The organism is Burkholderia sp. AU31624 (genome assembly GCF_020420065.1).
Taxonomy (GTDB): Bacteria; Pseudomonadota; Gammaproteobacteria; order Burkholderiales; family Burkholderiaceae; genus Burkholderia.
On record NZ_JAIZRT010000005.1, the window covers coordinates 307,321 to 332,611 of the forward strand.

At 67.1% G+C, this 25,291-nt stretch carries 28 protein-coding genes; 13 read left to right on the forward strand and 15 right to left on the reverse strand.

The genetic code is table 11. From position 1 onward, the window contains the following. Window positions 1-33 precede the first annotated feature (33 nt). A complete protein-coding gene (locus tag LGM89_RS20460; RefSeq protein WP_089425650.1) occupies window positions 34-1,446 on the reverse strand; it encodes an 8-oxoguanine deaminase in 1,413 nt (470 codons plus the stop codon). A 521-nt stretch (window positions 1,447-1,967) separates the two neighbouring features. Here LGM89_RS20460 and uraH point away from each other — a divergent pair. Beyond that, window positions 1,968-2,321 carry a hydroxyisourate hydrolase gene (gene uraH, locus LGM89_RS20465; protein ID WP_011352401.1) on the forward strand — a complete coding sequence of 118 codons (354 nt, stop codon included), beginning with the start codon at window positions 1,968-1,970 and terminating at the stop codon, window positions 2,319-2,321. 52 nt (window positions 2,322-2,373) lie between these two features. Beyond that, entirely contained in the window at window positions 2,374-3,567 is a 1,194-nt protein-coding gene (locus tag LGM89_RS20470) for a urate hydroxylase PuuD (RefSeq protein ID WP_039342830.1), read from the forward strand. A gap of 92 nt (window positions 3,568-3,659) precedes the next feature. Here LGM89_RS20470 and LGM89_RS20475 read toward each other — a convergent pair whose 3' ends face one another. Continuing rightward, window positions 3,660-4,076: an ACT domain-containing protein gene (locus tag LGM89_RS20475; RefSeq protein ID WP_089495068.1), complete on the reverse strand. Its 417-nt coding sequence runs from the start codon at window positions 4,074-4,076 to the stop codon at window positions 3,660-3,662. Between the two features lie 72 nt (window positions 4,077-4,148). Then, the gene (locus LGM89_RS20480) at window positions 4,149-5,069 is read right to left on the reverse strand and encodes a LysR substrate-binding domain-containing protein (protein WP_226273758.1); all 921 of its coding nucleotides are present in this window, start codon (window positions 5,067-5,069) and stop codon (window positions 4,149-4,151) included. 133 nt (window positions 5,070-5,202) lie between these two features. Here LGM89_RS20480 and LGM89_RS20485 point away from each other — a divergent pair, with 133 nt between their 5' ends. Beyond that, window positions 5,203-6,018, forward strand: coding sequence for an aminotransferase class IV family protein (locus LGM89_RS20485; protein ID WP_226273759.1), 816 nt, complete (start codon window positions 5,203-5,205; stop codon window positions 6,016-6,018). 31 nt (window positions 6,019-6,049) lie between these two features. Here LGM89_RS20485 and LGM89_RS20490 read toward each other — a convergent pair whose 3' ends face one another. Then, the gene (locus LGM89_RS20490) at window positions 6,050-6,454 is read right to left on the reverse strand and encodes a RidA family protein (RefSeq protein WP_226206885.1); all 405 of its coding nucleotides are present in this window, start codon (window positions 6,452-6,454) and stop codon (window positions 6,050-6,052) included. Between the two features lie 151 nt (window positions 6,455-6,605). On the opposite strand from LGM89_RS20490, the gene LGM89_RS20495 reads away from it, so the two are divergent. Beyond that, window positions 6,606-7,571, forward strand: coding sequence for a LysR family transcriptional regulator (locus tag LGM89_RS20495; RefSeq protein WP_226273760.1), 966 nt, complete (start codon window positions 6,606-6,608; stop codon window positions 7,569-7,571). Window positions 7,572-7,652: 81 nt separating this feature from the next. On the opposite strand, the gene LGM89_RS20500 is transcribed toward LGM89_RS20495, so the two are convergent. The 11 genes from LGM89_RS20500 to LGM89_RS20550 form a co-directional block, all read right to left on the reverse strand. After that, on the reverse strand, window positions 7,653-8,165 hold the full coding sequence (locus LGM89_RS20500; protein WP_043187989.1) for an ureidoglycolate lyase: 513 nt from the start codon (window positions 8,163-8,165) through the stop codon (window positions 7,653-7,655). Next, window positions 8,162-9,175: an allantoicase gene (gene alc / locus LGM89_RS20505; RefSeq protein ID WP_011352409.1), complete on the reverse strand. Its 1,014-nt coding sequence runs from the start codon at window positions 9,173-9,175 to the stop codon at window positions 8,162-8,164. The genes LGM89_RS20500 and alc overlap by 4 nt, the downstream gene beginning before the upstream one ends. Window positions 9,176-9,237: 62 nt before the next feature. Further along, window positions 9,238-9,759, reverse strand: a complete 522-nt coding sequence (gene uraD, locus LGM89_RS20510) for a 2-oxo-4-hydroxy-4-carboxy-5-ureidoimidazoline decarboxylase (RefSeq protein WP_089473075.1) — start codon at window positions 9,757-9,759, stop codon at window positions 9,238-9,240. Further along, window positions 9,756-10,709, reverse strand: a complete 954-nt coding sequence (puuE, locus tag LGM89_RS20515) for an allantoinase PuuE (RefSeq protein WP_089456400.1) — start codon at window positions 10,707-10,709, stop codon at window positions 9,756-9,758. Before puuE ends, uraD begins: the two co-directional genes overlap by 4 nt. Before the next feature lie 148 nt (window positions 10,710-10,857). Then, a complete protein-coding gene (locus LGM89_RS20520; RefSeq protein WP_226273761.1) occupies window positions 10,858-11,649 on the reverse strand; it encodes an aspartate/glutamate racemase family protein in 792 nt (263 codons plus the stop codon). A gap of 10 nt (window positions 11,650-11,659) precedes the next feature. After that, a complete protein-coding gene (locus LGM89_RS20525; protein WP_226206887.1) occupies window positions 11,660-13,144 on the reverse strand; it encodes an NCS1 family nucleobase:cation symporter-1 in 1,485 nt (494 codons plus the stop codon). A gap of 150 nt (window positions 13,145-13,294) precedes the next feature. Next, window positions 13,295-13,999, reverse strand: a complete 705-nt coding sequence (locus LGM89_RS20530) for a GntR family transcriptional regulator (RefSeq protein WP_206136224.1) — start codon at window positions 13,997-13,999, stop codon at window positions 13,295-13,297. Between the two features lie 306 nt (window positions 14,000-14,305). Continuing rightward, on the reverse strand, window positions 14,306-15,244 hold the full coding sequence (gene ldcA / locus LGM89_RS20535) for a muramoyltetrapeptide carboxypeptidase (protein ID WP_089495075.1): 939 nt from the start codon (window positions 15,242-15,244) through the stop codon (window positions 14,306-14,308). A 111-nt stretch (window positions 15,245-15,355) separates the two neighbouring features. Then, window positions 15,356-15,952 (reverse strand): tRNA adenosine(34) deaminase TadA, encoded by a 597-nt coding sequence (tadA, locus tag LGM89_RS20540; protein ID WP_089473077.1) that lies wholly within the window; start codon window positions 15,950-15,952, stop codon window positions 15,356-15,358. Further along, window positions 15,949-16,350: a DnaJ family domain-containing protein gene (locus LGM89_RS20545; protein WP_006478536.1), complete on the reverse strand. Its 402-nt coding sequence runs from the start codon at window positions 16,348-16,350 to the stop codon at window positions 15,949-15,951. Before LGM89_RS20545 ends, tadA begins: the two co-directional genes overlap by 4 nt. 282 nt (window positions 16,351-16,632) lie before the next feature. Continuing rightward, window positions 16,633-17,853, reverse strand: a complete 1,221-nt coding sequence (locus LGM89_RS20550) for an MFS transporter (protein ID WP_226273762.1) — start codon at window positions 17,851-17,853, stop codon at window positions 16,633-16,635. 323 nt (window positions 17,854-18,176) lie between these two features. Here LGM89_RS20550 and LGM89_RS20555 point away from each other — a divergent pair, with 323 nt between their 5' ends. From LGM89_RS20555 to LGM89_RS20595, 9 genes are all read left to right on the forward strand, one after another. Beyond that, entirely contained in the window at window positions 18,177-18,947 is a 771-nt protein-coding gene (locus LGM89_RS20555) for a GntR family transcriptional regulator (RefSeq protein ID WP_089495077.1), read from the forward strand. Then, window positions 18,944-20,683 carry a fumarate reductase/succinate dehydrogenase flavoprotein subunit gene (locus LGM89_RS20560; protein WP_226273763.1) on the forward strand — a complete coding sequence of 580 codons (1,740 nt, stop codon included), beginning with the start codon at window positions 18,944-18,946 and terminating at the stop codon, window positions 20,681-20,683. Before LGM89_RS20555 ends, LGM89_RS20560 begins: the two co-directional genes overlap by 4 nt. A gap of 10 nt (window positions 20,684-20,693) precedes the next feature. Next, entirely contained in the window at window positions 20,694-20,939 is a 246-nt protein-coding gene (locus LGM89_RS20565) for a ferredoxin family protein (protein ID WP_089456406.1), read from the forward strand. A 31-nt stretch (window positions 20,940-20,970) separates the two neighbouring features. After that, complete coding sequence (locus LGM89_RS20570; protein WP_226273764.1) at window positions 20,971-21,966, forward strand: HEAT repeat domain-containing protein; 996 nt, start codon at window positions 20,971-20,973, stop codon at window positions 21,964-21,966. Next, window positions 21,963-22,250 (forward strand): gamma-butyrobetaine hydroxylase-like domain-containing protein, encoded by a 288-nt coding sequence (locus tag LGM89_RS20575; protein WP_226273765.1) that lies wholly within the window; start codon window positions 21,963-21,965, stop codon window positions 22,248-22,250. The genes LGM89_RS20570 and LGM89_RS20575 overlap by 4 nt, the downstream gene beginning before the upstream one ends. A 97-nt stretch (window positions 22,251-22,347) precedes the next feature. After that, window positions 22,348-23,232: an NAD(P)-dependent oxidoreductase gene (locus LGM89_RS20580; protein WP_226273766.1), complete on the forward strand. Its 885-nt coding sequence runs from the start codon at window positions 22,348-22,350 to the stop codon at window positions 23,230-23,232. Between the two features lie 50 nt (window positions 23,233-23,282). Next, window positions 23,283-23,774, forward strand: a complete 492-nt coding sequence (locus tag LGM89_RS20585; protein ID WP_226273767.1) for an NUDIX hydrolase — start codon at window positions 23,283-23,285, stop codon at window positions 23,772-23,774. 116 nt (window positions 23,775-23,890) lie between these two features. Continuing rightward, window positions 23,891-24,355 (forward strand): acetyltransferase, encoded by a 465-nt coding sequence (locus LGM89_RS20590; RefSeq protein WP_089495083.1) that lies wholly within the window; start codon window positions 23,891-23,893, stop codon window positions 24,353-24,355. Window positions 24,356-24,610: 255 nt separating this feature from the next. Further along, window positions 24,611-25,228 (forward strand): PolC-type DNA polymerase III, encoded by a 618-nt coding sequence (locus LGM89_RS20595; RefSeq protein ID WP_089461220.1) that lies wholly within the window; start codon window positions 24,611-24,613, stop codon window positions 25,226-25,228. Window positions 25,229-25,291: the final 63 nt, after the last annotated feature.

The following is a 25,291-nucleotide window of genomic DNA, read 5'->3' on the forward strand; positions in this document are numbered from 1 at the left end:
AACACCGCCGCCGGATGGCGCCTCAGCCTTCCTTCAGCGCGATGCCTCCACCAGTGCCTGCGCGAGCGCGTTGTGACGCGCGATGACGGGCGGCAGGTCGAGCGTCGCCAGACGTCCTTCCCTTACCACCACCTTCCCGTTCACAACCGTGTACGCCGTCTGCGACGGCGCGCAGAACACGAGCGCCGCGACCGGATCGTGCAGCGCGCCCGCGAACAGCGGCTGGCGCAGGTCGAATGCGGCGAAGTCCGCGGCCATGCCAGGCTTCAGCGCACCGATGTCGTCGCGGTTCAGCACCTTCGCGCCGCCGAGCGTCGCGATCTCGAGCGCTTCACGCGCAGTCATCGCATCGGGCCCGAAGCCAACCCGCTGCAACAGCAGCGCCTGCCGCACTTCCGCGACCATCTGCGCGCCGTCGTTCGATGCCGAGCCGTCGACACCGAGGCCGACCGGCACGCCTGCGAGACGCATCTTCTTCACCGGCGCGATACCCGACGCGAGCCGCATGTTCGAGCATGGACAGTGCGCGACGCCCGTGCCGGTGCGCGCGAACAGGCTGATACCCGCATCGTCGAGCTGCACGCAGTGCGCATGCCACACGTCGTGGCCGACCCAGCCGAGATCTTCCGCATATTCCGCCGGCGTCATCCCGAATTTCTCGCGGCTGTACGCGATGTCGTTGACGTTCTCCGCGAGGTGCGTGTGCAGCGACACGCCGTATTCGCGCGCGAGCACGGCCGCGTCGCGCATCAGGTCGCGGCTCACCGAGAACGGCGAGCACGGCGCGACGACCACGCGCAGCATCGCGTAACGGCCTTCGTCGTGATAGGTCTCGATCAGGCGCTGCGTGTCGCGCAGGATGTCGGGCTCGCGCTCGACGACCGAATCGGGCGGCAGCCCGCCGTCGCGCTGGCCGACGCTCATCGCACCGCGGCTCGCATGAAAACGCATGCCGATCCGCTGCGCGGCGCCGATGCTGTCGTCGAGGCGGCTGCCGTTCGGGTAGATGTACAGATGATCGCTCGAGGTCGTGCAGCCCGACTGCAGCAGTTCGGCCATCGCGGTGAGCGTCGAGACCTCGATCATCTCGGGCGTCAGGTGCGCCCAGATCCGGTACAGGTTCGTGAGCCAGCCGAACAGCTCGGCGTTCTGCGCCGCAGGCACCGCGCGCGTCAGGCTCTGGTACATGTGGTGGTGCGTGTTCACGAGCCCCGGGATCACGAGGTGGCCGCGCAGGTCGAGCACTTCGTCGGCCGTCTCGGGCAGCTCGGCGGTCGGGCCGACCGCGACGATCCGGTTGTCTTCGATGTAGAGCCCCGCATCGCGCAGCTCGCGACGCGTGTCGTCCATGGTCACGAGCACGTCGGCGTGCTTGACCAGCAGGGTTGTCGGGCGGGATGAGGAGGGGTTCGGCGCGCGTGCGCCAGCGTGCTGCTCGAGGTTCATGCGTTCTCCGCGTCGGTCTGCCCCCAGGGGCGGATCCTGGGGACGGTCACACAGCCGTTCGAACGCTGAATCGCGGCACGCTCCGGTGCCTGCGTCCGTTCGAACGCCCTGGCCCGGTTACCCGGCGTGCTCGCCGTCTTCGGGGTACGCGCGGGCCACAAGGCCGACGCGCACGCCGGGAGGATCGCCCAAGCGCGCGCCGCACACAATGCGCGATCCGGAATACCGCGTTTCACGGATTCGATATGGTACGCCGCGCAGCGCCCCGCCGGCGGCCCGAAATGCCCGCCGGAAGCCCGCCGGAAGCCGCCTCCGGCGTGCCGTCGACAGCCGCTCATGCGCGGCGCATTATCTTTGATATCGCGCCCGTATTTGCGTGGGGAACCTTTTTACAATGCCTGCACGGCGCTCGCTTCAATCTCGCCGACGGGTATGTAGCCACGTGACGTGGAGCCTCGATCCGCCGCACAGTCATGGATCGAGTCGCCGCCGAACCTCGCATTCACACAAGGACACAACGAATGGGAAAGCTCACTACCCACGTACTCGATACGGCGCACGGCCGTCCCGGCGCTGCAATCAAGGTGGACCTCTACGCGCTGGACGGCGAATCGCGCCGCGCGATCAAGACCGTGCTGACCAATAGCGACGGCCGCTGCGACGAACCCCTGCTCGAAGGCGCCGCGCTCGCCGCCGGCGAATACGAACTCGTGTTCCATGCCGGCGACTACTTCGCGTCGCTCGGCGTGAAGGTGCCCGAACCCCGTTTCGTCGATCGCGTCGTGCTCCGCTTCGGCATCGCCGACACCGGCTCGCACTACCACGTGCCGCTGCTCGTGTCGCCGTGGTCGTACAGCACCTATCGCGGCAGCTGACATTCGAATCAGCGCCCGCATCAAACAAACGATTTGAGTCTGGAGGAGTTTCATGGAAGGCTTCATCACCGACTGGCTGAACCTCGCGCTGCGATGGCTGCACGTCATCGTCGCCATTGCGTGGATCGGCGAGTCGTTCTATTTCGTCGCGCTCGACAACAGCCTGAAACCGCCGACCGACCCGAACCAGCGCAAGCGCGGTGTGTTCGGCGAGCTGTGGCACGTCCACGGCGGCGGCTTCTACAACATGCAGAAGTACACGGTCGCCCCGCCGGAAATGCCGGATGACCTGCACTGGTCGAAATGGCCGTCGTACACGACCTGGCTGTCGGGCTTCTCGCTGTTCTTCGTGCTGTACCTGCTCGCACCGAACACGTACCTGATCGACAAGAGCGTGCTCGACATGGGCCCGGTGGTCGCCGTCGCGTCCGCACTCGGCTTCCTCGCGGCCGGATGGATCGTCTACGACTCGCTGTGCCGCATCCTCGGCACCAACGACCGCGTGCTCGGCATCTGCGTCGGCATCTACGTGGTCGCCGCCGCGTACCTCGCGTGCCACATTTTCGCGGGTCGTGCCGCCTACCTGATCGTCGGCGCGATGCTCGCGACGATCATGTCGGCGAACGTGTTCTTCGTGATCATCCCCGGCCAGCGCAAGATGGTCGACAAAATGCTCAAGGGCGAAGAGCCGAACCCGATCTACGGCAAGCGCGGCAAGCAGCGCTCGGTGCACAACACGTACTTCACGCTGCCGGTCGTGTTCGCGATGCTGTCGAACCACTATGCGATGACGTACACGAACAAGTTCAACTGGGTCGTGCTCGTGCTGATCATGCTGGCCGGCGCGCTGATTCGCCAGTTCTTCGTGATGCGCCACCGCGGCAAGCAGCTGTGGTACCTGCCGATCGGCGGCGTCGCGCTGCTGGCCGGCGCACTGGTCTGGACGACGCCGAAGCCGGTCGCGCCGGAAGCGCAGGCCGCGAACGCGCCGAAGGTCGTGATCAACGACATCATGCCGATCCTGCAGCAGCGCTGCGTCGAGTGCCACTCGGCAAAGCCGACGCTGATGGGCAGCGCGCCCGCGGGCGTGATGTTCGACACGCCGGACGAAGTGTCGAAGAACGCGCAGCGTATCTATGAACAGGCCGTGCGCCTGAAGGCGATGCCGATCGGCAACGTCACGCACATGACCGACGACGAGCGCACGAAGCTCGCCGCGTGGTTCGAGGGTGGCGCGAACAAGTAAGCCGCCGTGCGCCGGGGTCGTGTTCCGGCGCAATCCTTTCCGTTCGCGGGCCCGTTACGGGCCCGTTTTTTTTGCGTGTTGCAGCGGCGTTGCTAGCGCTCACCGCGCATCGCGTCGCGCTGGAGCGCGACGAGCGCGTCGAGTGCGCGCGGGCCATCGTCGAACGGCACGAAGATGTGATCGTGGCAGGCAGCCGCCATCACGTTGCAACTGATGCCGGCCGCGCCGAGCGCGCGTGCGAACGCCGCCGTGAGGCCGACAGCGGCAAGGTCGGAATGCACGGTCAGCGTGATCCAGGCCGAGCGGAACAGCACGGGCCAGCCGTGACGCGCCGCCGTCTCCTCTTCGACCACGACCGTCAGCCCCTCCGCTTCGCGGAACGTTGCAATGACTTCGGATAACGATACGTCTGCGTCGGTCGGCAGCGATACGAAGGCGAACGCGCCAGGATGCAATTCGGGCTGCATCGTGCTCAGCAGGATCGCCAGGTCGTTTTCAGGTTGGCTCATCGGAGGAACATGCCCGGAATCGGGCGTCGCGCGGTGGAGATGCGGGCACGATAGCACGCGCCACCGTCACCGCTACGCGCGCATCGTCGCGACTTCATCCGCGAGCCAGTCGCGCAATGCGACGATGCGCGGATCGTCCTGCGTGTGCTCCGGATACACGACGTGATAGGCGAGCCCCGGCGCCACGTCGACGTTCACGTCGAACAGTTGCACGACGCGCCCTTCCGCGAGATCGCGCGCGATCATGTGCGGCTCCGCCAGCCCGACCGCCGTGCCATCCGTCACGGCCTGCACGACGTGGCTCGAATCCGGAAACGCGACGCACCGGCTGTCGTCGAAACCGTCGATGCCGGCAGCGGCCATCCATGCGGACCAGCGCGGCCAGGTCACGCCATCGACTTCGCAGTCCACGTGGCACAGCGTGTGGCGCAGCAGATCGCGCGGCTTGCGCAATGGCGGGCCGGCCGACAACAGCGCCGGGCTGCAGATCGCAACGACCGACGTATCGAACAGGCGCTGCGCGCACGCATCGCGATAACGCCCGGTGCCGAAGCGGATCGCGGCATCGACGTCGTCGTCATCGAAATCGCGCAACCGGTCGGTGATATCGAACGACAGCTCGAACGCAGGATGTTCGGCCCTGAAACGCGGCAGGCGCGGCAGCAGCCAGTGCGTCGCGAAGCGCGCGCCGACCGATACGCGCAACTCCGTCTGCTCGCGTGCGACGCGCCGTGCCCGGGCAGTCGCGCGCTGCAGACCCGCCAGCGCATCAGCGGCCGCGGCAGCCAGCACGACACCGGCCGGCGTCAGCCGGATGCTGCGGCTCGTGCGGACGAACAGCACCATGTCGAGCTGCGCCTCGATTTCCTTGATCTGGTGACTGACGGCCGCCGGCGTCAGCCCGACCTCGTCGGCCGCTCGCGAGAAATTCAGGTGCCGCGCCGCTGCATCGAACGTCCTCAGCGCGCGCGTACCGGGCCACATGCGTTCCATCGATCTTCAAACCGGATTTGATGACCGTTCCAAAACTACTCGTTTTTCAAGACGGCATCAATCGGCAAACAATAGGCTTTCTTGAAGATATCGCGCGCCGCCCCGTGCCCGCGGCCAACCTGGAGAGTCGCCGATGACCGCTGCATCATTCCCGTCCGTCGCCCAGATCAACGGCGTCGCCGCCACGCCCGACGCGCTCGCTGCGCTGGCTTTCGCGGGCCACGCGCATTTCACCGCCATGCAGGTACGCGACGGCCACGTGCGCGGCCTCGACCTGCATCTCGCGCGGCTGCGCGATGCGTCGAACACGCTGTTCGGCCAGGCCCTGCCCGACGACCGGATTCGCACGCTCCTGCGCGCCGCGCTCGAGCGCGCGCCGTCGGCGCTGTCGCTGACGGCGACCGTGCATGCGACGACGGGCGAATTCGTCGCGCCGCGCGACGACGAAACGCTCGACGTGCTCGTCCGCACCGCCGCGCCGTCGTCGGGGTCCACGGGCCCGCTCGATCTCGCGCTGTTCGAATACGAGCGCGTGCTGCCGGACATCAAGCACGTCGGCGAAGTCGCGAAGACGCACTTCCTGCGCCGCGCGATCGCGCAGGGTTTCGACGACGCGGCCTTCATCGATCGCCATGGGCGCATCAGTGAAGGATCGATCTGGAATCTCGCGTTCTGGACCGGCGACGCGGTCGTGTGGCCGGTGGCCGGCATGCTCGGCGGCGTCACGATGCGCATCGTGCGCCGGCAACTGGCGCGCCTGGGGGTCGCGCAGCACGATCGCGAACTGACGCCGGCCGACCTGCCGTCGATGGCCGGCGCCGTCGTGATGAATTCGTGGACGCCCGGGATCGCCGTGCGCCGGTTGGACGCGACGACGCTGCCTGACTCATCGTCGTTCGTCGCGCTGCTGCATCGCGCATACGCACAGGAGCCGCCGGTCGCGCCGTAACGTGCGCTGCCACGAGCCACGGATGCCCTGCTCACCCGTCGACCGTCTCCGGCAGCCGCGCGATCGCCTTGATCTCGAACTGGAACCCATAGAGCCAGGTCACGCCGACGGCGGTCAGCGTCGGATGCGGCGCGTCACCCCAATAGTCAGGAACGATCTCCCAGATCCGCTCGAACGTCGCTTCAGGGTCGACGAGGAACACCGTCACGTCGACGACGTCGTCGAACGTGCAACCGGCTGCGCGCAGCACCGCATTCAGGTTGTCGAACGCGCGGCGGACCTGCGCACCCAGTTCCGGCTCCGGCGAGCCGTCCTCGCGGCTGCCGACCTGCCCGGACACGAACAGGAAGCCATTCGAGCGCACTGCCGGCGAATAGCGGTTACGGTCGTACAGTGCCTGGCGACCGGGCGGGAAAACCACGCTACGCTTTACCATCTCCTACCTCCTTCGGTTGGTGGGGCGAAGCCGCCCCGGCATCAACGATGAAGGCACTTTAAGGATCGTTGCGCGGCGAATAAACCGGCAACCCTGTCCAACACTGTTTGCACGCACCAAACAATTCCGACCGACGCGGAGCCCTGACCCGATGGATCGATTCGACGCAATGCAGGCGTTCGCCCGCGTGGTGGAAGCCGGCAGTTTCACGAAGGCGGCCGAGACGCTGCACATGAGCCGCACCACCGTCACGCAACTCGTGCAGCAGCTCGAAGCGCGGCTGCGCGTGAAGCTGTTCAACCGCACCACGCGCAAGGTCGTCGTCACGGCGGACGGCGCCGCGTACTACGACCGCGTCGTGCGCTTGCTGGCCGACATGGACGATGCCGAAACGAGCCTGTCCGCGGCTTCCGCATCGCCCCGCGGGCGGCTGCGCGTGGACGTGCCGAGCCCGTTCGCGCGCCTGATCCTGATCCCTGCACTGCCCGCGTTCCATGCGCGCTATCCGGACATCCAGCTCGACATGGGCGTGAGCGACCGCGTGGTGGACGTGATCGGCGAGAACGTCGACTGTGTCGTGCGCGGCGGCGAACCGACCGACCGCTCGCTGGCCGCGCGGCGCGTCGGCGACCTGCGGCTCGGCGTGTATGCGTCGCCGGCTTACCTCGCACGCGCCGGCTCGCCGACGCATCCAGACGAGTTGGAGGATACGCATCACCGGATCGTCGGTTTTCTGTGGGCGCGCACCGGCAAGGCGCTGCCGTTCGCGATGACATGCGACGGCGAGCAGGTCACCGTGCGCGGACGCTACGTGCTCGCGGTCGACGACGGCAATGCGTACCTCGAGGCCGGCCTCGCCGGACTGGGCATTCTGTGGCTGCCCGACTACATGGCGGGCGCGCATCGCGCCCGCGGCGAACTGGTGCCGCTGTTCGAGCATTGGCAACTCGAACCGATGCCGATGTACGTCGCGTTCCCGCCGAACCGGCACGTCAGCGCGAAGCTGCGCGTGTTCATCGACTGGGTCGTCGAGCTGATGGCGCAGCATGCACCGATTGCGAACCGGCGTCGCGGCGCCGGCCGCTCGCGCGACACGCGCACAAACGCGGCGACCTGAATCTCGCCGAATCGGCCGCACATAAAAAAACCCGCGCATGATGCGCGGGTTTCATCAGACGCCGGCAGCAACGCCGGCGACTCAGGCCGTCAGCGCGTGCAGCGCCTCGTCGGTGAGCCACAGCGATTCCTGAAGGTCCTGCTCGTTCAGGTTCAGGCCATCGCCGCCGCGATCGACGACGATGAAGTCGCTGACGCCACCGAGCGCGATCAGCGGGTGATGCCACACGCCCTTCGCATAGTTGACGCCCTGCCAGCCGCTCGTCACGAACGCGCGGATCTTCGCCGGATCGAGATCGCCCGCGGGCGCGACGACGACGAGATACGGCTGGTCGTTCAGCGGCACGAACGCCTGGCTGCCGAGCGGGTGCCGCTCGAGCATCTTCACTTCGAACGGCAGCGTGCGCGGCTGGCCGCGGAACAGGTTGACGAGCGTGCGGCCGTCTTCATCGGTCACGTCGACTTTCGCGAGATCGTGAAAGCGGATCGTCGTGCCGAGGTTGATCGGAATCTGCTTCGCCCCTTCCGTTTCGATCACGTCGCCGAACGGCGCAAACGCTTCCTTGGTCAGCGGTTCGATGGCAAGCGTCTTCATTTGTCGAGCGTCCCCCACAGACGCAGGCGCGACACGCCGCCGTCCGGAATGATGTTCAGTCGCACGTGCGTGACGGGGCCGAGCGACGCGATGTCCTGTTCGAAGTAGTGCTGCTTGTCCATCTGCAGCTTCTGCTCGCCGAGCAGCACCGGCCAGAACATCGATTGCGTGATCAGCGAGCTGTCCGTGCCGCCCGACACGTACGCGGCCTGGATCGAGCAGCGGTCCGGGTAGTTGCCCTTGAAGAACGCGGTATCGACTTCGATCTTGCGGATCACGCCCGGCTGCGCGAGCGCGATGATCGCCCAGTCGTTGCCCGGTTCGCGGCGGCGGCGGGTTTCCCAGCCGTCGCCCATGTTCACGCCGCGGCCCGGCAGCAGCAGGTTCGACGCGACGCCGAAGTGCTGGTTGTTCGCGGCCACCACGTAACCGCCGTTTTCCATCGCCGCGAGATCGAACTGCTCGGTCGCGCTCGCGCCGGCCCAGTCGAGCTGCGGCTGGCCGTACACGCGCAGGCGTGCAATGCCGCCATCCGGATAGATGTTCACGCGCAGGTGCGTGAAGGCGCGCGCATCGCTCGCTTCGACGTAGTGATGGCTGTTGCCCTGCAGCGTCGTCGACGGCACGATCTCGACCCACTCGGTCGCATGCGTCGGCGCGCCGTCGGCCACGAACGCGGCCTCGATCGACGCGGCCGGCGGGAAGTTGCCGGTGAAGTGGCTCGTGTCGATGTCGAAGCCCTTGATCACGCCCGGGCGCGCGAGCTTGACGATGCACCAGTCGTAGCCCGTCGTGCGCTTGCGGCGCGTTTCCCAGCCGTCCATCCACTTGCCGTGGTCGTCGTACTTGCCGGGGATGAACACGGCCGGCTCGGGGTTCAGCATCCGGTCCTTCGGCGCGAAGAAATCGTCGCTGGCTTCGAGCGCCTGCGCACCGAGACGCGGGTCGGCCAGGTTCACGTAGCGCCGCGTGAAGTCGGGTGCGTTGGGATCGAGAAGCGGAACAGCCATGATGTTTCCTTGTTTCAGTGAGGCGATCAGGCCGCTGCGACGCAGCAGGCCGTATTGCGGTGTCAGGCGTCGATCAGGTCGTCGAGGCGGAAGCGCGCGATCCGGTAGATCTGGTCGAGGCTCGCCCGCAGTTCCTCGGTGCGCGAGTGATTCACGCGCGACTCGAAGTTCGCGATGATGCCGTGCCGGTCATAGCCGCGCACCGCGAGGATGAACGGGAAGCCGAACTTCTCGCGATACGTGCGGTTCAGCGTCAGCAGCTTGTCGAACTCTTCCTGCGTGCACTGGTCGAGGCCCGCGCCGCTCTGCTCGCGCGTCGACTCGGCGGTCAGCTCGCCGCGCACGGCAGCCTTGCCGGCCAGCTCCGGGTGAGCGTTGATCAGCGCGAGCTGGCGCGCTTCGCCGCTCGTTTCCACCGCACCCGACATCGTCTTGTGCAGCGCGTCGATGCTCGCGAACGGCCGCTGGCCCGCGGCGACTTCGGCCACCCACGGCGAATGTTCGAAGATCCCCGACAGTGCCGCGACGAATGCGCTCGGCGCCATCGTATTCAGTTGTTCCAACGTGTAGCGCATCGCCTTCATGCTTTCCCTTCGTTTCGATGATTGGGCTGATACGGATGATGTTCACGCCAGTGACGTGCGATATCGACACGGCGCGTCACCCATACGCGATCGTGCTTCTCGATGTGATCGAGGAAACGCTGCAGCCCGCGGAACCGGCCCGGCCGGCCGAGCAACCGGCAGTGCATGCCGATCGACAGCATCTTCGGCGCTTCGTCGCCTTCCGCGTACAGCACGTCGAATGCATCGCGCAGGTAGTCGAAGAAGTGATCGCCGGTGTTGAAGCCCTGCGGCGTCGCGAAGCGCATGTCGTTCGTGTCGAGCGTGTACGGCACGATCAGTTGCGGCGTTTTCTTGCCGCCCGACACTTCGACGTCCATCCAGAACGGCAGGTCGTCGCCGTAGTTGTCGGAGTCGTACAGGAAGCCGCCGTATTCCGCGACCAGGCGGTGCGTATTGGGGCTGTCGCGGCCGGTGTACCAGCCGAGCGGGCGCTCGCCCGTCACGCGCTCGATCGCTTCCATCCCGAGACGCATGTGCTCGGCCTCGAGTTCCGGCGTCATGCTCTGGTAGTGGATCCAGCGCCAGCCGTGGCACGCGATTTCATGGCCCAGCTCGACGAACGCGCGCGCGAGCTCCGGATGGCGTTCGATCGCCATGCCGACGCCGAATACCGTCAGCGGCAACCCGCGCTTCTCGAATTCGCGCAGGATGCGCCACACGCCGGCCCGCGAACCGTATTCGTAGATCGACTCCATGCTCATGTGGCGGTCGGGATACGCGGCCGCGCCGACGATTTCCGACAGGAACTGCTCGGAGCCCGGATCGCCGTGCAGCACGCAGTTCTCACCGCCCTCCTCATAATTCAGCACGAATTGCACGGCGACGCGGGCGCGTCCCGGCCAGTTCGCCTGAACGGGATGGCGGCCGTAGCCGATCAGGTCGCGAGGATAGTTGGGATCGAGTGACATGGTTCGAAGTGCGGCGAAAGCTCGCTGAAATAATGGGTTCGCATCGACTGCACGGGGGCCGGAGGCCGGCTGCGCAAGCCGATGCGATGACGGCCCAGTTTAGCGAAAACGTCCATACGCGCCCATACAGCGGCGCAGATAGTGCGTGTCAGACGGTGTGTATGTGCGGTTGCGGCAAATCCGGCACCGGTTCCGCCTGCGCCCCGTCCGGCGGGCTGAAGCGGGCGAACGCGCCGTCGTAGCGCTTCGGCAGCGGCCGCGCGTAGTCGCCGCGCTTCGCGGTCGCGAGGCGCAGCGCGACGAGCGCCTCGGCCCACTTGACGGCCGCCGTGACGCCCTCGACCACCGGCGCGCCGATCTGCTGCTCGATCTCGTGCGCGAACTCGGCCATCCCCGCGCAACCGAGCACGATCGCGTCGGCGCCGTCCTCGTCGAGCGCGCGCCGGCATTCGTCGACGATGATCCGGCGGGCAGCCGAGCCCGGCCGGTCGAGCTCGAGCACCGCGACGTCGGTCGCGCGCACGTTGCGGCAGAACCGTTTCATCCCGTAGCGCTCGGCGAGATGCCAAGCCATCCCGCAGGTGCGCGCGAGCGTCGTGACGACCGAGAAGCCCGGCGCGAGCACGCTCGCCGCATGCATCGCGGCCTCGGCAATGCCGATCACCGGCCCGCGCGCGAGCTCACGCGCGGCGTACAGGCCCGGATCGCCGAAGCACGCGATCACGTACGCATCGCAGCCGTCGCGCTCGCCCTGCACGATCTCGGCGAGCAGCCCCGGCGTCGCCAGCGCCTCGTCGTAATACCCTTCGATCGACGGCGGCCCCATCGGCGGACTCACCGCGACGATCTCCGTGCCGGCAGCGGCAACCTCGCGCGCGCAGCGGCCCATCGCGTCGGTCATCCGCTGGGTCGTGTTCGGATTGATCAGTCGGATCTTCATCGCATGCTCCTCAGGCCTTCGCGCTCACGAGCAGCCGGTAGAACACGAAGCCGAGCCCCGCGCCGATGAACCACGAGAAGTTCGCGACGCCCTGCCAGCCCGGCACCATCACGCAGACGATCGCGATCACCGCGGCCGGCAACAGCGCGGCCAGCGCGCGGCGGTTCACGCCGCCCGTGTACCAGTACGTGCCGCTTTCCGACATCGTGTACAGGTCGTCGCGCACGAGCCGGCCGCGCTTGACGAGGTAGAAGTCGGCGATCAGCACCCCGTACAGCGGGCCGATGAACGCGCCGAGCACGTCGAGCGTGTAGTGGATCACGGCCGGGTTGTTGAACAGGTTCCACGGCGTGATGAAGATCGACGCGACGGCCGCGAGCATCCCGCCCGCGCGCCAGCTGATCAGGCGCGGCGCGACGTTCGAGAAGTCGAACGCGGGCGACACGAAGTTCGCGACGATGTTGATGCCGATCGTCGCGATCGTGAAGGTCAGCGCACCGAGGATCACCGCGGTCGGATGGTCGATGCGACCGACCGTCTCGACGGGGTCGGTGATGAGTTCGCCGAACACCGGCAGCGTCGCGGCCGTCGTGATCACCGTGACGAGCGAGAACGCGAGGAAGTTGACCGGCAGCCCCCAGAAATTGCCGCGCTTCACTTCGCCGAACGAGCGGCAGTAGCGCGAGAAATCGCCGAAGTTCAGCATCGGCCCGGAGAAGTACGACACGACGAGCGACACGGCCGTGATCATCACCGGAATCACTTCCGCGCCGTGGTACTTCACGCCGCCCAGGTTGAGGCCGATGTTGCGCCAGCCCGCGCGCCACACCATGTAGCCAGCGAGGATGAACATCACGACGTAGACGGCCGGCCCCGCGAAGTCGATGAACTTCTTGATCGTCTCCATCCCGTTCCAGAACACGAACGCCTGGAGCACCCACAGCAGCATGAAGCCGGCCCAGCCGACCGCCGACAGCCCGAGGAAGCCGTAGCGATGCACGTCCGCGTAAGGCAGCCATTGCGGGAAGAACTTCAGCACGACGATCACCAGCGCGCTAGACGCGAGATAGGTCTGGATCCCGTACCACGCGATCGCGATCAGCCCGCGGATCACGGCCGGCACGTTCGCGCCGAGCACGCCGAACGTCGCGCGGCATGCAACCGGATACGGCACGCCGATCTGCTGGCTCGGCCGCGCGATCAGGTTGCACAGCAGGTTCACGAAGCCGATCCCGACGATCAGCGCGATCAGCACCTGCCAGCTCGTCAGCCCGAGCGCGAACAGGCTGCCCGCGAACACGTAGCCGCCGACGCTGTGCACGTCCGACATCCAGAACGCGAAGATGTTGTACGCACCCCATGTCTGGTTTTTCAGGGGTGCCAAATCTTCGTTGTACAGACGTTCGCTGTAACCCTTCGGCAGTGTCGGGTCGCCGCCCTCGCCGCCTTCATCCGCCGGATAGGCGCTGTCCTGCGCCACACTGAACTGAGCCATGACTTCTCCTTGACGCGGCCGCAAGGCCGCTCCACGGTCATCGATATCGCTCCGGATCGACGCCCGGAGTCGGACCAGCGGCCCGCGGCAAATGCCGCGGGCCTGCATTTCGCTCGTTCTTGTGGCGCGTGGCCGGGTTCGCGTCGCCGCTCAGGCGCCGCCGAACACTTCGCGCAAATCGACCTGCCCTTGCGCGGGCCGGTCCAGCATCTTCAGTTCGACATGCTGCAGGTGGTGCGCCATCAGCGTCACCGCCCGCTTCGGATCGCCGGCCTCCAGCGCACCGAGGATCTCGTCGTGGTCGTCGCACGAGCACGGGCTGCGCCCGTGCGACTCGTACAGCGCCGACATCAGCGTCGAGCGTGCGACGAGCCCTTCGAGGCACGCGCTGAGCGTCGCATTGCCCATCAGCGTCGCGAGCGCCGTATGGAATTCGCCGGACAGGCGGATCCAGGCCGCGAAGTCCTGCCGCTGGAACGCCTTGCGTTCCTTCTCGATCAGCGCGGCGACGCCCTTCAGCCGCTTCGCCCCGGGCCCGGTCGCGAGCCGCTCGACCACCGCGAGCTCGATGATCCGGCGCATCTCGAACACTTCGTGCACGTCCTGCAGCGTCGGGCTCGCGACGAACGCGCCGCGGTTCGGCTCGAGATCGACAAGCTTGTCGGTCGCGAGCTGCGCGAGCGCCTGGCGGATCGCCCCGCGCTTCACGTTGAACACGTCGCAGAGCTGCGCCTCCGTCAGCTTCGCGCCCGGCGCGAGCCGATGCTCGAGGATCGCCGTGCGGATCCGCTCGGCGATCGCTTCGGGACTGGCTGCACCGGACGGGTGGGATTCGGGCTCGTTCATGATCGGCATCGTGTGATGATCCTCATCCTAGGGCGGACATAAAGATTGTCAACAATTCTTTTCCGGCATTGCGCACAATCGGCGTGCATCGATGTGACCCTGTCCGGTGCACGATGCGTCAAATCCATGCACGACAAGGCTGGTACATATGATGGGCGCGCTTCTCGTCGTATACCCTCCCGGTCATTTTGTTGACAAAACTGGTGCAAGATCCGGCGACGAGCGTGCTGATGTCGACGAAAATATTTGACCGTTAGTTGCGCGTTTGCATAAAGAAAAAGGCGGGAACCCCGCCTTTCGACCGGCTGCACCGCCTCAACCGAGGTGCGGATAGTCCGACAAAGTGAGCCGGAAACCGTGTGCATTCGCGACCAGTTGCGCCTGTGCGCCGAACGGCAGCGTCAGCAGGTCAGGCACGTGACCGAACTGAAGCCCCGTCACGACCGGAATCCCGATCACCGCGCGCACCTGGTCGATCATCGCCTGCATGTCGTAGCCGTTGTCGTACTCGAACGGCCGCGCACCGGTGAACTGGCCGAGCACGAGCGCCTGCTGGCGCGCGAGCAGCCCCGAGAGATGCAGTTGATAGATCATCCGCTCGATCCGGAACGGCTGCTCGTTGACGTCCTCGATGTACAGGATGCCGCCCTCGATGTCGGGCATGTACGGCGTGCCGACGAGCGACGTGAGGATCGCGAGGTTGCCGCCCCACAGCGTGCCCGTCACGTTCACGCTCTGCACCTGCGGCGCTTCGGCGATGATCGTCGTGCTCGGCTGCGTCAGCGTCTGCCAGAAGTGCTGCATCGTGAAGTCGCTCGGCGTTTCCGCGCCGAAGTCGGCGGACAGCATCGGGCCGCCGAACGTCTTGATGCGCGCCTTCGCGTACAGCGCGAGCTGGAGCGCCGTGAAATCGCTATGGCCGACGAGTGCGACCGGCTGGTCGCGCAGCCTGCGCTCGAGCCCGCGATAGTCGAGCCCGTGCAGGATGCGCGCCGCGCCATAGCCGCCGCGCACCGCGAGCGCGATGTCCGGCAGCGGCCGCTCGGGATCGGCAAGACGGTTCAGGTCGCCTGCCCGCTCGCCGTCGGTGCCGCCGAACCGCTGGAAGCGCCGCTGCGTCGCCTCGATGTTCTCGATGCGATGCTGCGCGGTGCCGAGGCGTTCGAGCGCGCGATTGATCGCGTCCGGATCGTGCGGATAGCCGGACGGCGCAAGCAGGCGGATGGTGTAGGACGCGGCAGGCTGGAAGGACATGGCGAAGAAAGGTGTCGGGTCGTCAAACCTGCTTAGAGGGTCCGAACCGTCTCCGGTTCACGGAACCGCGCACGCCCGGCTCGCGGCGAGCGACGGGCGTGGCGGGCGTGCCTATGACGCGCCGGAGTCGGCGTCGCGGGCGAGCCGTGCTTCGCGCAACGCGCGACGGCGGTCGGCGAAGAACGACTTCAGCGCGGCGCCGCACTCGTCGGCGAGCACGCCGCCGGTCACTTCGGTATGGTGGTTCAGTTGCGGATTCGCGAATGCGTCGATCACGCTGCCGCACGCGCCCGTCTTCGGATCGGCGGCGCCGTAGACGACCCGCGCGATGCGCGCATGCATGATCGCGCCCGCGCACATCAGGCACGGCTCGAGCGTCACGTACAGCTCGCAGCCGGGCATCCGGTAGTTCTGCAAATGCTGCGCGGCCATGCGCAGCGCGGCCATTTCCGCATGGGCCGACGGGTCGTGCCCGCCGATCGGATGGTTGAAGCCGCGTGCGATCACTTCGTCGCCACGCACGAGCACCGCGCCAACCGGCACTTCGCCGGCCGCGCGCGCCTCTTCGGCGGCAGCCTGCGCAAGACGCATGAAATGCAGGTCGCGCGCCGATACGGGCGCGGCTTCGGGAACGGGGGAATCGGCGGCGGGTTCCGCCGCCGGGGCGGCTGCCGACCGGGCTGCGTCGTGCAGCGCGTCGGACGTCACATCGGCCCCGCTTCGGCGGACGCTTCGTCGAGCCCGCGCTCGCACAGGCGCTCGGCGATGCGCCGGCAGTAGTCGCGCGGCATCACCATCGGGCCGCCGCGCAGCGATTCGAGCGCCATGTCGAGCGCGAGGATCTTCGCCTGCAGCCGGCACCGTGCGGCGCGGTCGCTGACCGCCTGCACTTCGTCATGCAGGTTGCGCAGCGCGCGCAATTGCTCGACGGCCGGCGGCACGAAGCCCGCATTCTTCAGGATACGGTTGGCCACCCGCACCTCCTCGGGCACGAGCAGGTCGTCATCCAGCGCCTGTGGCGCGCCGGTACCCGGCAAATCGTCGAACTCGCCCCGCGCGGCGGCGGCGGCAATACGTTGTTCGACCAGGGCGTCAAGCAATCTCATCAGTCAATCGGAACAATGCGGCAGGCCGAATTCTAGCAGGGTGACGCGGGTATGACAGGCCCTTCGAATATATGCTCGATATTGTGTTTTTTAGGGGCCGAATCGCGGGGCATGCGCGCTGATCGGTCTCATATGCCGCTCTGCTGCGCTGCAGCGGGCTGCGGGCCATCTGGACACCGGCAAATGCGACCGGTGCCAGGCCCTGTTTTTATTTGCGACGATGCCAACCGAACCGTGCCGTCCCGGAAAAACGGACACGGCCCTGCTTCCAGTTTTCCCGGCTCAGGCAGCCGCCGCTTCCCGCCGCGCATTCGCGAACGGACGGAACATCATCGCGATCAGGAACGCGCCGAGACCGATCGCAAACGAGCCGAGATACAGCCAGCCGTAGCTGCCGAGCGTATCGACGATCAGGCCGCCGGCGACGGGCCCCGCTGCCATCCCCAGGCTGCCGGCCATCGCGCAGCCGCCGATCACGGTGCCCATCATCCGCAGCGGGAAGTTCTCGCGCGCAAGCACCGAATACAGCGGCATCACGCCCGCGTAGATGAAGCCGAACACGACCGCGACCGCGTAGAACCCGTCGAGCGTGCGCACGAAGTAGTACCCGAGCGCACCCAGCGCCTGCGCAAGCAGCCCGGTTACCAGCATGCGCTTCGCGCCGATACGGTCGCCCAGGATCCCGAACGCGATCCGTCCGCCCATGCCGGCGAGCCCTTCGACGCTGTAGATCGACACCGCGGCGATCAGCGGGATCCCGCACGTCACCGCGTAGCTGACCGTATGGAAGATCGGGCCCGAGTGCGTCGCGCAGCAGAAGAAGTTGGTCAGCAGCAGCACGATGAACTGCGGGGAACGCAGCGCGGCCGCGACCGACATCGCCGCCGGCTCGCCGGCGGGCGCCGACGCCGCCGGAGCCGCCTGCGCGCCGTCGAGCGCGGGCGCCCGGCGTACCAGCAGCGACACCGGAATCATCACGACGGCCGCCAGCGCCGCCATCAGCAGCATCGACGTGCGCCAGTCGCGCACCGACACGAGCCACGCGGCCAGCGGGGCCATCGTCATCGGCGCCATCCCCATGCCGGCCGACACGAGCGACACCGCGAGGCTGCGGTGCGTGTCGAACCAGCCCGTCACGCACGCCATCATCGGCGCGAATATCGCAGCCGTCGCGCCGCCGACGGCGAGGCCGAACGTGAGCTGGAATGCGAGCAGCGACGGCGCGCGGCTCGCCAGCGCCAGGCTTGCCGACAGCAGGACGGCGCCCGTCATGACGACCGGGCGCGTGCCGATGCGGTCCGACAGGCTGCCCCACCCCATGCTCGCGAAAGCCATCGCGATGAAGCCGAGCGTCATCGCGCCGGAAATGCCGGTCATCGACCAGCCCGTGTCGCGCGCGATCGCGCGCAGGAACACCGGCAGCGAAAACATCGCGCCGATCGCGATGCAGCCCATCAGGCCGCCCGCGGCGACGATGACCCAGCGGTATCGGGAATCCGGCATGGGGTGCCTCCTTGTCGTGACGGCGATCCTCGGGAACCGGGCGCCACCTGCTTCGCGCAAGGCCCGGTCGACATGGATACGACGGGCGACGCACCGCGAAATCGACATGCGCGGCACACGCGTCGCCGAATTTTTCATTGTCCGCCGATCCGCTCGGCCCGCAACGGGCGGAGCGAGCCGACGCTACATGCCGGGTGGTCCGTTCGGTCTGCCCCCTGTCGCCGCGCTTTTCCGGAATCGGAAAGTCGAAATCAGAAATAGTTGGTTGGGCCGCGCGACCCGGCTGACTACACTAGATCGATCTTGTCATAACAAGTTGACCGATGACCTCCCCCAACGTCGTGCCGCTGTCGGCGGCCCCGCTCTACGTGCAGATCAAGGACACGCTGCGCGCGCGCATTCTCGACGGCACCTATGCGCCGCACAGCCGGATGCCGTCCGAGCACGAACTCTGCGCGATGTTCGACGTCAGCCGCATCACGGTGCGCCAGGCGCTCGGCGATCTGCAAAAGGAAGGACTGCTGTTCAAGCTGCACGGCAAGGGCACCTTCGTGTCGAAGCCGAAGGCGTTCCAGAACGTGACGTCGCTGCAGGGCTTCGCCGAGGCGATGTCGTCGATGGGCTACGAGATCGTCAACCAGGTGCGCAGCTTCCGCACCGTCAAGGCCGACCGCCATCTCGCGACAAAGCTGAACGTGCCCGAAGGCGCGCCGCTCGTCGAGATCCATCGTGTGCGGCTGCTCAATCGCGAGCCCGTGTCGCTCGAGCAGACGTGGGTGCCCGAAGCCCTCGGCAAGCGCCTCGCGGGCGCCGACCTCGCGACGCGCGACATTTTCCTGGTCCTGGAAAACGACTGCGGCATCCCGCTCGGCCATGCCGACGTGTCGATCGACGCGATCCTCGCCGACGACGAGATCGTCGATGCGCTGCACGTCGAGGAAAGCAGCCCCGTGCTGCGCATCGAACGCCTCACGCATGACGCATCGGGCGCACCGATCGACTTCGAATACCTCTACTTCCGCGGCGACGCCTTCCAGTACCGGCTGCGCATCGATCGGCAGAAACCGCGCCAACCTGCAAGGAAACAGCAATGACTACCCATGTGCTCGAATACGACATCGTCGTGGTGGGCGGCGGCACGGCCGGCCCGATGGCGGCGATCAAGGCGAAGGAGCGCGACCCGTCCATGCGCGTGCTGTTGCTCGAAAAGGCCAACGTGAAGCGCAGCGGCGCGATCTCGATGGGGATGGACGGCCTGAACAACGCGGTGATCCCCGGGCATGCGACGCCCGAGCAGTACACGCGCGAGATCACGATCGCCAACGACGGCATCGTCGACCAGGAGGCCGTGTACGCATATGCGACGCACAGCTTCGAAACGATCGAGCAGCTCGACCGCTGGGGCGTGAAGTTCGAGAAGGACGGCACCGGCGACTACGCAGTGAAGAAGGTCCATCACATGGGCTCGTACGTGCTGCCGATGCCGGAAGGACACGACATCAAGAAGGTGCTGTACCGGCAACTGAAGCGCGCGCGCATCGCGATCACGAACCGGATCGTGGCGACGCGCGTGCTGACCGACGCGCAGGGCCGCGCAAGCGGCGTGCTCGGCTTCGACTGCCGCACCGCCGAATTCCACGTGATCCGCGCGAAGGCCGTGATTCTCTGCTGCGGCGCGGCCGGTCGCCTCGGCCTGCCGGCCTCGGGCTACCTGATGGGCACCTACGAGAATCCGACCAATGCGGGCGACGGCTACGCGATGGCGTATCACGCCGGTGCCGCGCTCGCGAATCTCGAATGCTTCCAGATCAATCCGCTGATCAAGGACTACAACGGCCCCGCGTGCGCGTACGTGACGGGCCCGCTCGGCGGCTTCACCGCGAACGGCAAGGGCGAACGCTTCATCGAATGCGATTACTGGAGCGGCCAGATGATGTGGGAGTTCTACCAGGAACTGCAAAGCGGCAACGGCCCCGTGTTCCTGAAGCTCGACCATCTCGCGGAAGAAACGATCCAGACCATCGAGCAGATCCTGCACACGAACGAGCGGCCGAGCCGCGGCCGCTTTCATGCCGGGCGCGGCACCGATTACCGCAGCCAGATGGTCGAGATGCACATCTCCGAGATCGGTTTCTGCAGCGGCCACAGCGCGTCCGGCGTGTACGTGAACGCCCGCGCGGAGACGACCGTGCCGGGGCTCTACGCGGCCGGCGACATGGCGGCCGTCCCGCACAACTACATGCTCGGCGCATTCACGTACGGTTGGTTTGCCGGGCAGAACGCGGCCGACTACGTGGCCGGCCGCGCGCATGCGCCGGTGGACGACGAACAGGTCGCCGCCGAACGCACCCGTGTGCTTGCGCCGTTGCTGCGCGAGCGCGGCCTCGCACCGGCGCAGGTCGAATACAAGCTGCGCCGCATGGTGAACGACTATCTGCAACCGCCGAAGGTGACGCGCAAGATGGAAATCGGGTTGCAACGCTTTGACGCCATTACTGACGATATCGAAGCGATAAAAGCGAACCATCCGCACGAACTGATGCGCGCCGCCGAAGTGCGTGCGATCCGCGACTGCGCGGAAATGGCCGCGCGCGCGTCGCTGTTCCGCACCGAGAGCCGCTGGGGGCTGTACCACCACCGCGTCGACTTTCCGCATCGCAACGACGCCGAATGGTTCTGCCACACCTGGCTGCGCAAGGACGCCGCGGGCGCGATGCGCAGCGAGAAGCGTCCGGTCGAACCGTACGTCGTGCCGCTTGCCGACGACGAACGCGGCGCCTACACGAATTTGCGCATCCGCGAACCGGCCGCGCTCGCGGCCGCCCTTTGAGGAACCTGCCATGTCCCATACGCCGCACGACATCTTCCAGCGCAGCAGCGCACCCGTGACGATCGACGAGAACCTCTGCATCGCCGACAAGGGCTGCACCGTCTGCGTCGACGTGTGCCCGCTCGACCTGCTCGCGATCGACGTGACCAAGGGCAAGGCCTACATGCAGTTCGACGAATGCTGGTACTGCATGCCGTGCGAACGCGATTGCCCGACCGGCGCCGTCAAGGTCGACATCCCTTACCTGCTGCGCTGACCGCGTCCCTCAACGCTCATTTGAGTCGCCGATGACCAACCCCTCCTTCGCTCCCGTATTGCCGCGCGCAGACGCCCCCGACGAAGCCGCACTCGTCGCCCGCCTCGCCGCGCCCGATGCCGCCGTGCGCCGCGTCGCCCTGTTCGAACTCGCCGACCTCGAGGACGCGGGGTTCGTGCCCGCGTTCGTCGCCGCGCTGCGCGACGATCCGTCGGCCGACGTGCGCGGCGAAGCCGCCCGTGTGCTCGGCGCATGGGAGCAACCCGACGTCGTCGACGCGCTGTGCGGCGCATTGCTCGATCCGGACGACGACGTGCGCGCCGCCGCCGCGCAGAGCCTGTCCGAACTGAAGGACGCGGCATCGGGCGCCGTGCTGTGCCGATGGGCCGACCGGCCCGAGCCGTTCGTGCGCCGTGCCGTGCTGCGCGGATTGCGAGAGCTGCGCGACCCCGGCGCGTTCGCGCCCGCGCTGCACGCGCTCGATGCCGAACACGCCGAGGTGCGCGCCGAAGCCGTGGCGGTGCTCGGCTGGCTCAAGGATCCGCGTGCGCTGCCACCGCTTGCAGGCATCGCGACAACCGATGCCACTGCGGACGTGCGACGCATCGCGGTCGGCGCGATCGGGTTCGCGACGCCCGACGACGCGCTCGTCATCCACGCGCTGTTCGCCGCGCTGGGCGACCGCGAATGGCAGGTGCGCGAGGAAGCGGCCACGACGCTCGGCAAGCTGCGCATTGCGACCGCGCGCGAACCGCTCGTCGCCGCGCTCGACGACGACTACTGGCAGGTGCGCCTGCGTGCCGCGCGTGCGCTCGGGCAACTGCGCGACGCGGCCGCGGCGCCGGCCGTCGTCGCGCTGCTCTCGCACGCGATCAGCAACCTGCGCAAGGAAGCCGCGCTTGCGCTCGGCGAATTGCGGGACCGCGCGACGTTGCCCGCACTGACCCGCGCACGGGAGGATCACGATCCGGAAGTCCGCAAGGCCGTGCGGATCGCGATCCGGCAGATCGACGAGGCGTCGCGATGATCTCCCCGACCGAAATCGTGCTCGATCATCCGGCGCGCACGCTGACCCTCCGCTGGCCGGACGGTCATACGCAACGCGTCGGCTATGCACGGTTGCGCGGCGATTGCCCGTGTGCCGAATGCCGGAGGATCCGGCACGACGGCGGTCGTGTCGATGTGCGGCCCGACCTGATGCTGGACAGCATTGAAGCAGCCGGCTACGGCATCCGCGTGGTGTTCGGCGACGGTCATGCGCGTGGCATCTATCCGTGGCCGTATCTGGCGGGCATGACGGCGCGGCCGTGACGTCGCTCCCGCGGCTGCGCGGACGACATGGCAGGCGTGCGGAAACGCTGCGATACTGACGCCCACGATCGTCTCCACCCATCGTGGGAGCCAGAACATGCAAACCGCAGTCGGATTCATCGGCCTCGGCGTGATGGGCACGCCGATGGCGCTCAATCTTGCGCGGGCCGGCACGCCGCTCGTCGTATGGAGCCGGTCGCACGGCAACGACGATGCACTGCGCGACGCCGGCGCGCGCGTGGCCGAGCACATCGACGACGTGTTCACGGCCTGCCGCACCGTGATCCTGATGCTCGCGAACGACGCGGCGATCGACGGCGCCCTCGCGCGCGGCACGCCCGGTTTCGCCGCCCGTGTCGGCGGCCACGTCATCGTGAACATGGGCACGAACGCACCCGAGTATTCGCGCGCACTGGCCGATGACATCGCCTCCGCGTCGGGCCGTTATGTCGAAGCGCCCGTGTCGGGGTCGCGCAAGCCGGCCGAAGCCGGTCAACTCGTCGTGATGCTCGCCGGCGCACCGGACGACGTCGACGCCGTCCGCGCGCTCGTGAAGCCGCTGTGCCGCGACAGCTTCGTGTGCGGCGACGTGCCGTCGGCGCTGACGATGAAGCTTGCCGTGAACCTGTTCCTGATCACGATGGTCACCGGCCTCACCGAAGCCACGCATTTTGCGCAACGCCACGGCATCGATCTCTCCCGCTTCGCCGACGTGCTGAACGCGGGCCCGATGGCGAGCGACGTGTCGCGCGTGAAGCTCGGCAAACTCGTCGCGGCCGATTTCTCGGTGCAGGCCGCGATCACCGACGTGCTGAAGAATGCGCGCCTCGTCGCCGAATCCGCGCGCGGCATCGGCGTCGCGTCGCCACTGCTCGACATCTGCCATGCGCTGTACGGCGAGACCGAGCGGGCCGGACATGGCGCGGACGACATGGTCGCCGTGATCCGCGCGATCGAGCAGCGCACCGACGGCGCGCAATGAATCGTCGCCGGCCGCCCCAACCACTCGAACGCACCCGCACGTAGCGTCCCATGTCCGACTCACCCCGCTCCCCGACCATCGTCCCCGCTTCCGTCCGCCCGGTTCCCGCCGTGATCGGCATCGTCCTGCGAGAGCGCGACGTGCTGCTGGTACGTCGCGCCAATCCGCCCGATGCGGGCTGCTGGGGCTTTCCCGGCGGCAAGATCGAAGCGGGAGAATCGATTGCGAACGCGGTCGTGCGCGAGATTGCCGAAGAGGCGACTGTCGACGTCGAGGCGCTCGACACCTTTACCGCACTGGATGCGTTCGACTACGATGCCAGCGACGACGTGCGTCAGCATTTCGTGATGGTCGCGGTGCTGTGCCGATGGTTGCGCGGCGCGCCTGCTGCCGGCGACGATGCACTCGACGCGCGCTGGTTCGATCTCGCCGAACTCGATCGCGATGACTTGCCGATGAGCGTGGGGGTTCGTGATGTCGCGCGACGCGCGATCGAGCGTGCGGCGGCACTTGGTCATGCGCAGCGTCCGGCCAATACTTGAATGCGTGAAGCTACGCTGTCTTTCTCGCAGCGCTTGCGCGCGGCCCGATCGGAACCATAACGGTGCCGGCTACGCGCCGACGAACCGCCAATTACAAATCAAAGATGGGCCAACCCATGATCCGAATTCGCAAGTCCACTCCGGCCGACGGCGCACGCGTGCTGGATATCTGGCGCAACGCGGTCGACGCCACGCACCACTTCCTCAGCAACGACGACCGCCGCGCGATCGAATCCGAAGTCGTCGCGTTCCTGCCCGGTGCACCGCTCGATCTCGCCGTCGACGAAGCCGACCGCGCAATCGGCTTCATGTTGCTCGACGGTAGTCACATGGAAGCACTGTTCGTCGATCCGGCTCACCACGGCGCGGGTGTCGGGCGCCTGCTCGTGGGAGAGGCGCTCAAGCGTCACCCCGACCTGTCGACCGACGTCAACGAACAGAACGAAGCGGCGGCAGGATTCTATGAACGGCTCGGCTTCGAGCGCACCGGGCGATCGGCGCTCGATGGGCAGGGGCGCGCCTATCCGTTGATTCACCTGCGCTATCGAGCGGCACCCCTGTCCTCGCCGCAGCACGCATAACGGTGGCCGGCGCGGGATAGCGCGCCGCCCTCCACGTCATGCGCTCCGGGCACGCGAACGCGGCGACCTGATACCAGGTCCGCTCCATGCATGCCGCATGCGGCCACGTGACGCGTCATGCACGACGCACCGGCACCACGCGCTCGACCCTTGCACGGATGATCGTTTCCCGGACGGAACGAGCCTGTCGCGGGCCGGGAGATGCTAACCTCTCGGCCACTCTAACGACACCGCGTGAAGCCACAGGATTCGACCATGCAAACCGTTGCGGTACTGGACTTCGAAACAACCGGACTTTCGCCGAACATGGGCGACCGTGCGACCGAAATCGCCGTCATCCTGCTCCGGGACGGTGAAATCGTCGACCGTTTCCAGAGCCTGATGAATGCAGGCAGACGCATACCGTCCGATGTCGTCGCGCTGACCGGCATCACGAACGAGATGATTGCAGCGGCGCCGCCAGCGTCGAAGGTCATGAAGGAAGCCGCGGCGTTCGTCGGCAAGCATGCGGTCGTCGCCCACAACGCCGGGTTCGACAAACGGTTCTGGCAATCCGAACTCGGGCTGCTTGGCGTGTCGGCCGAGCATGCCTTTGCGTGCACGATGCTCGTGGCAAGACGTATCTATCCGGATGCCCGGAGTCATCGCCTGTCGAGCCTGGTGGATATGCTGCGGCTGCCGAAATCGGGCCGCGCACACCGGGCGATGGTCGATGCCGAGATGGCCGGGCACCTGTGGTGCCGGCTGCAGCAGGACATTGCGCGGACGTACGGACTGAATCGTATCGATCACGCGCTCATGGCCCGTGTGCAGGCAACGGCCAAGGCGAAAGTGCCGACGTACTTGCGTTCGCTCGTGGGCGCACACGCGTGAGCATCCGGGTCGCGATGCTTCCGATTCGCGCAATCCATTGATGAAAAACGGCTTGGCAACCTG

Coding starts and splice junctions, on each gene's coding strand:
- LGM89_RS20460 (WP_089425650.1), bottom strand. CDS start 1,446: ATGAACCTCGAGCAGCACGCTGGCGCACGCGCGCCGAACCCCTCCTCA.
- uraH (WP_011352401.1), top strand. CDS start 1,968: ATGGGAAAGCTCACTACCCACGTACTCGATACGGCGCACGGCCGTCCC.
- LGM89_RS20470 (WP_039342830.1), top strand. CDS start 2,374: ATGGAAGGCTTCATCACCGACTGGCTGAACCTCGCGCTGCGATGGCTG.
- LGM89_RS20475 (WP_089495068.1), bottom strand. CDS start 4,076: ATGAGCCAACCTGAAAACGACCTGGCGATCCTGCTGAGCACGATGCAG.
- LGM89_RS20480 (WP_226273758.1), bottom strand. CDS start 5,069: ATGGAACGCATGTGGCCCGGTACGCGCGCGCTGAGGACGTTCGATGCA.
- LGM89_RS20485 (WP_226273759.1), top strand. CDS start 5,203: ATGACCGCTGCATCATTCCCGTCCGTCGCCCAGATCAACGGCGTCGCC.
- LGM89_RS20490 (WP_226206885.1), bottom strand. CDS start 6,454: ATGGTAAAGCGTAGCGTGGTTTTCCCGCCCGGTCGCCAGGCACTGTAC.
- LGM89_RS20495 (WP_226273760.1), top strand. CDS start 6,606: ATGGATCGATTCGACGCAATGCAGGCGTTCGCCCGCGTGGTGGAAGCC.
- LGM89_RS20500 (WP_043187989.1), bottom strand. CDS start 8,165: ATGAAGACGCTTGCCATCGAACCGCTGACCAAGGAAGCGTTTGCGCCG.
- alc (WP_011352409.1), bottom strand. CDS start 9,175: ATGGCTGTTCCGCTTCTCGATCCCAACGCACCCGACTTCACGCGGCGC.
- uraD (WP_089473075.1), bottom strand. CDS start 9,759: ATGAAGGCGATGCGCTACACGTTGGAACAACTGAATACGATGGCGCCG.
- puuE (WP_089456400.1), bottom strand. CDS start 10,709: ATGTCACTCGATCCCAACTATCCTCGCGACCTGATCGGCTACGGCCGC.
- LGM89_RS20520 (WP_226273761.1), bottom strand. CDS start 11,649: ATGAAGATCCGACTGATCAATCCGAACACGACCCAGCGGATGACCGAC.
- LGM89_RS20525 (WP_226206887.1), bottom strand. CDS start 13,144: ATGGCTCAGTTCAGTGTGGCGCAGGACAGCGCCTATCCGGCGGATGAA.
- LGM89_RS20530 (WP_206136224.1), bottom strand. CDS start 13,999: ATGCCGATCATGAACGAGCCCGAATCCCACCCGTCCGGTGCAGCCAGT.
- ldcA (WP_089495075.1), bottom strand. CDS start 15,244: ATGTCCTTCCAGCCTGCCGCGTCCTACACCATCCGCCTGCTTGCGCCG.
- LGM89_RS20545 (WP_006478536.1), bottom strand. CDS start 16,350: ATGAGATTGCTTGACGCCCTGGTCGAACAACGTATTGCCGCCGCCGCC.
- LGM89_RS20550 (WP_226273762.1), bottom strand. CDS start 17,853: ATGCCGGATTCCCGATACCGCTGGGTCATCGTCGCCGCGGGCGGCCTG.
- LGM89_RS20555 (WP_089495077.1), top strand. CDS start 18,177: ATGACCTCCCCCAACGTCGTGCCGCTGTCGGCGGCCCCGCTCTACGTG.
- LGM89_RS20560 (WP_226273763.1), top strand. CDS start 18,944: ATGACTACCCATGTGCTCGAATACGACATCGTCGTGGTGGGCGGCGGC.
- LGM89_RS20565 (WP_089456406.1), top strand. CDS start 20,694: ATGTCCCATACGCCGCACGACATCTTCCAGCGCAGCAGCGCACCCGTG.
- LGM89_RS20570 (WP_226273764.1), top strand. CDS start 20,971: ATGACCAACCCCTCCTTCGCTCCCGTATTGCCGCGCGCAGACGCCCCC.
- LGM89_RS20575 (WP_226273765.1), top strand. CDS start 21,963: ATGATCTCCCCGACCGAAATCGTGCTCGATCATCCGGCGCGCACGCTG.
- LGM89_RS20580 (WP_226273766.1), top strand. CDS start 22,348: ATGCAAACCGCAGTCGGATTCATCGGCCTCGGCGTGATGGGCACGCCG.
- LGM89_RS20585 (WP_226273767.1), top strand. CDS start 23,283: ATGTCCGACTCACCCCGCTCCCCGACCATCGTCCCCGCTTCCGTCCGC.
- LGM89_RS20590 (WP_089495083.1), top strand. CDS start 23,891: ATGATCCGAATTCGCAAGTCCACTCCGGCCGACGGCGCACGCGTGCTG.
- LGM89_RS20595 (WP_089461220.1), top strand. CDS start 24,611: ATGCAAACCGTTGCGGTACTGGACTTCGAAACAACCGGACTTTCGCCG.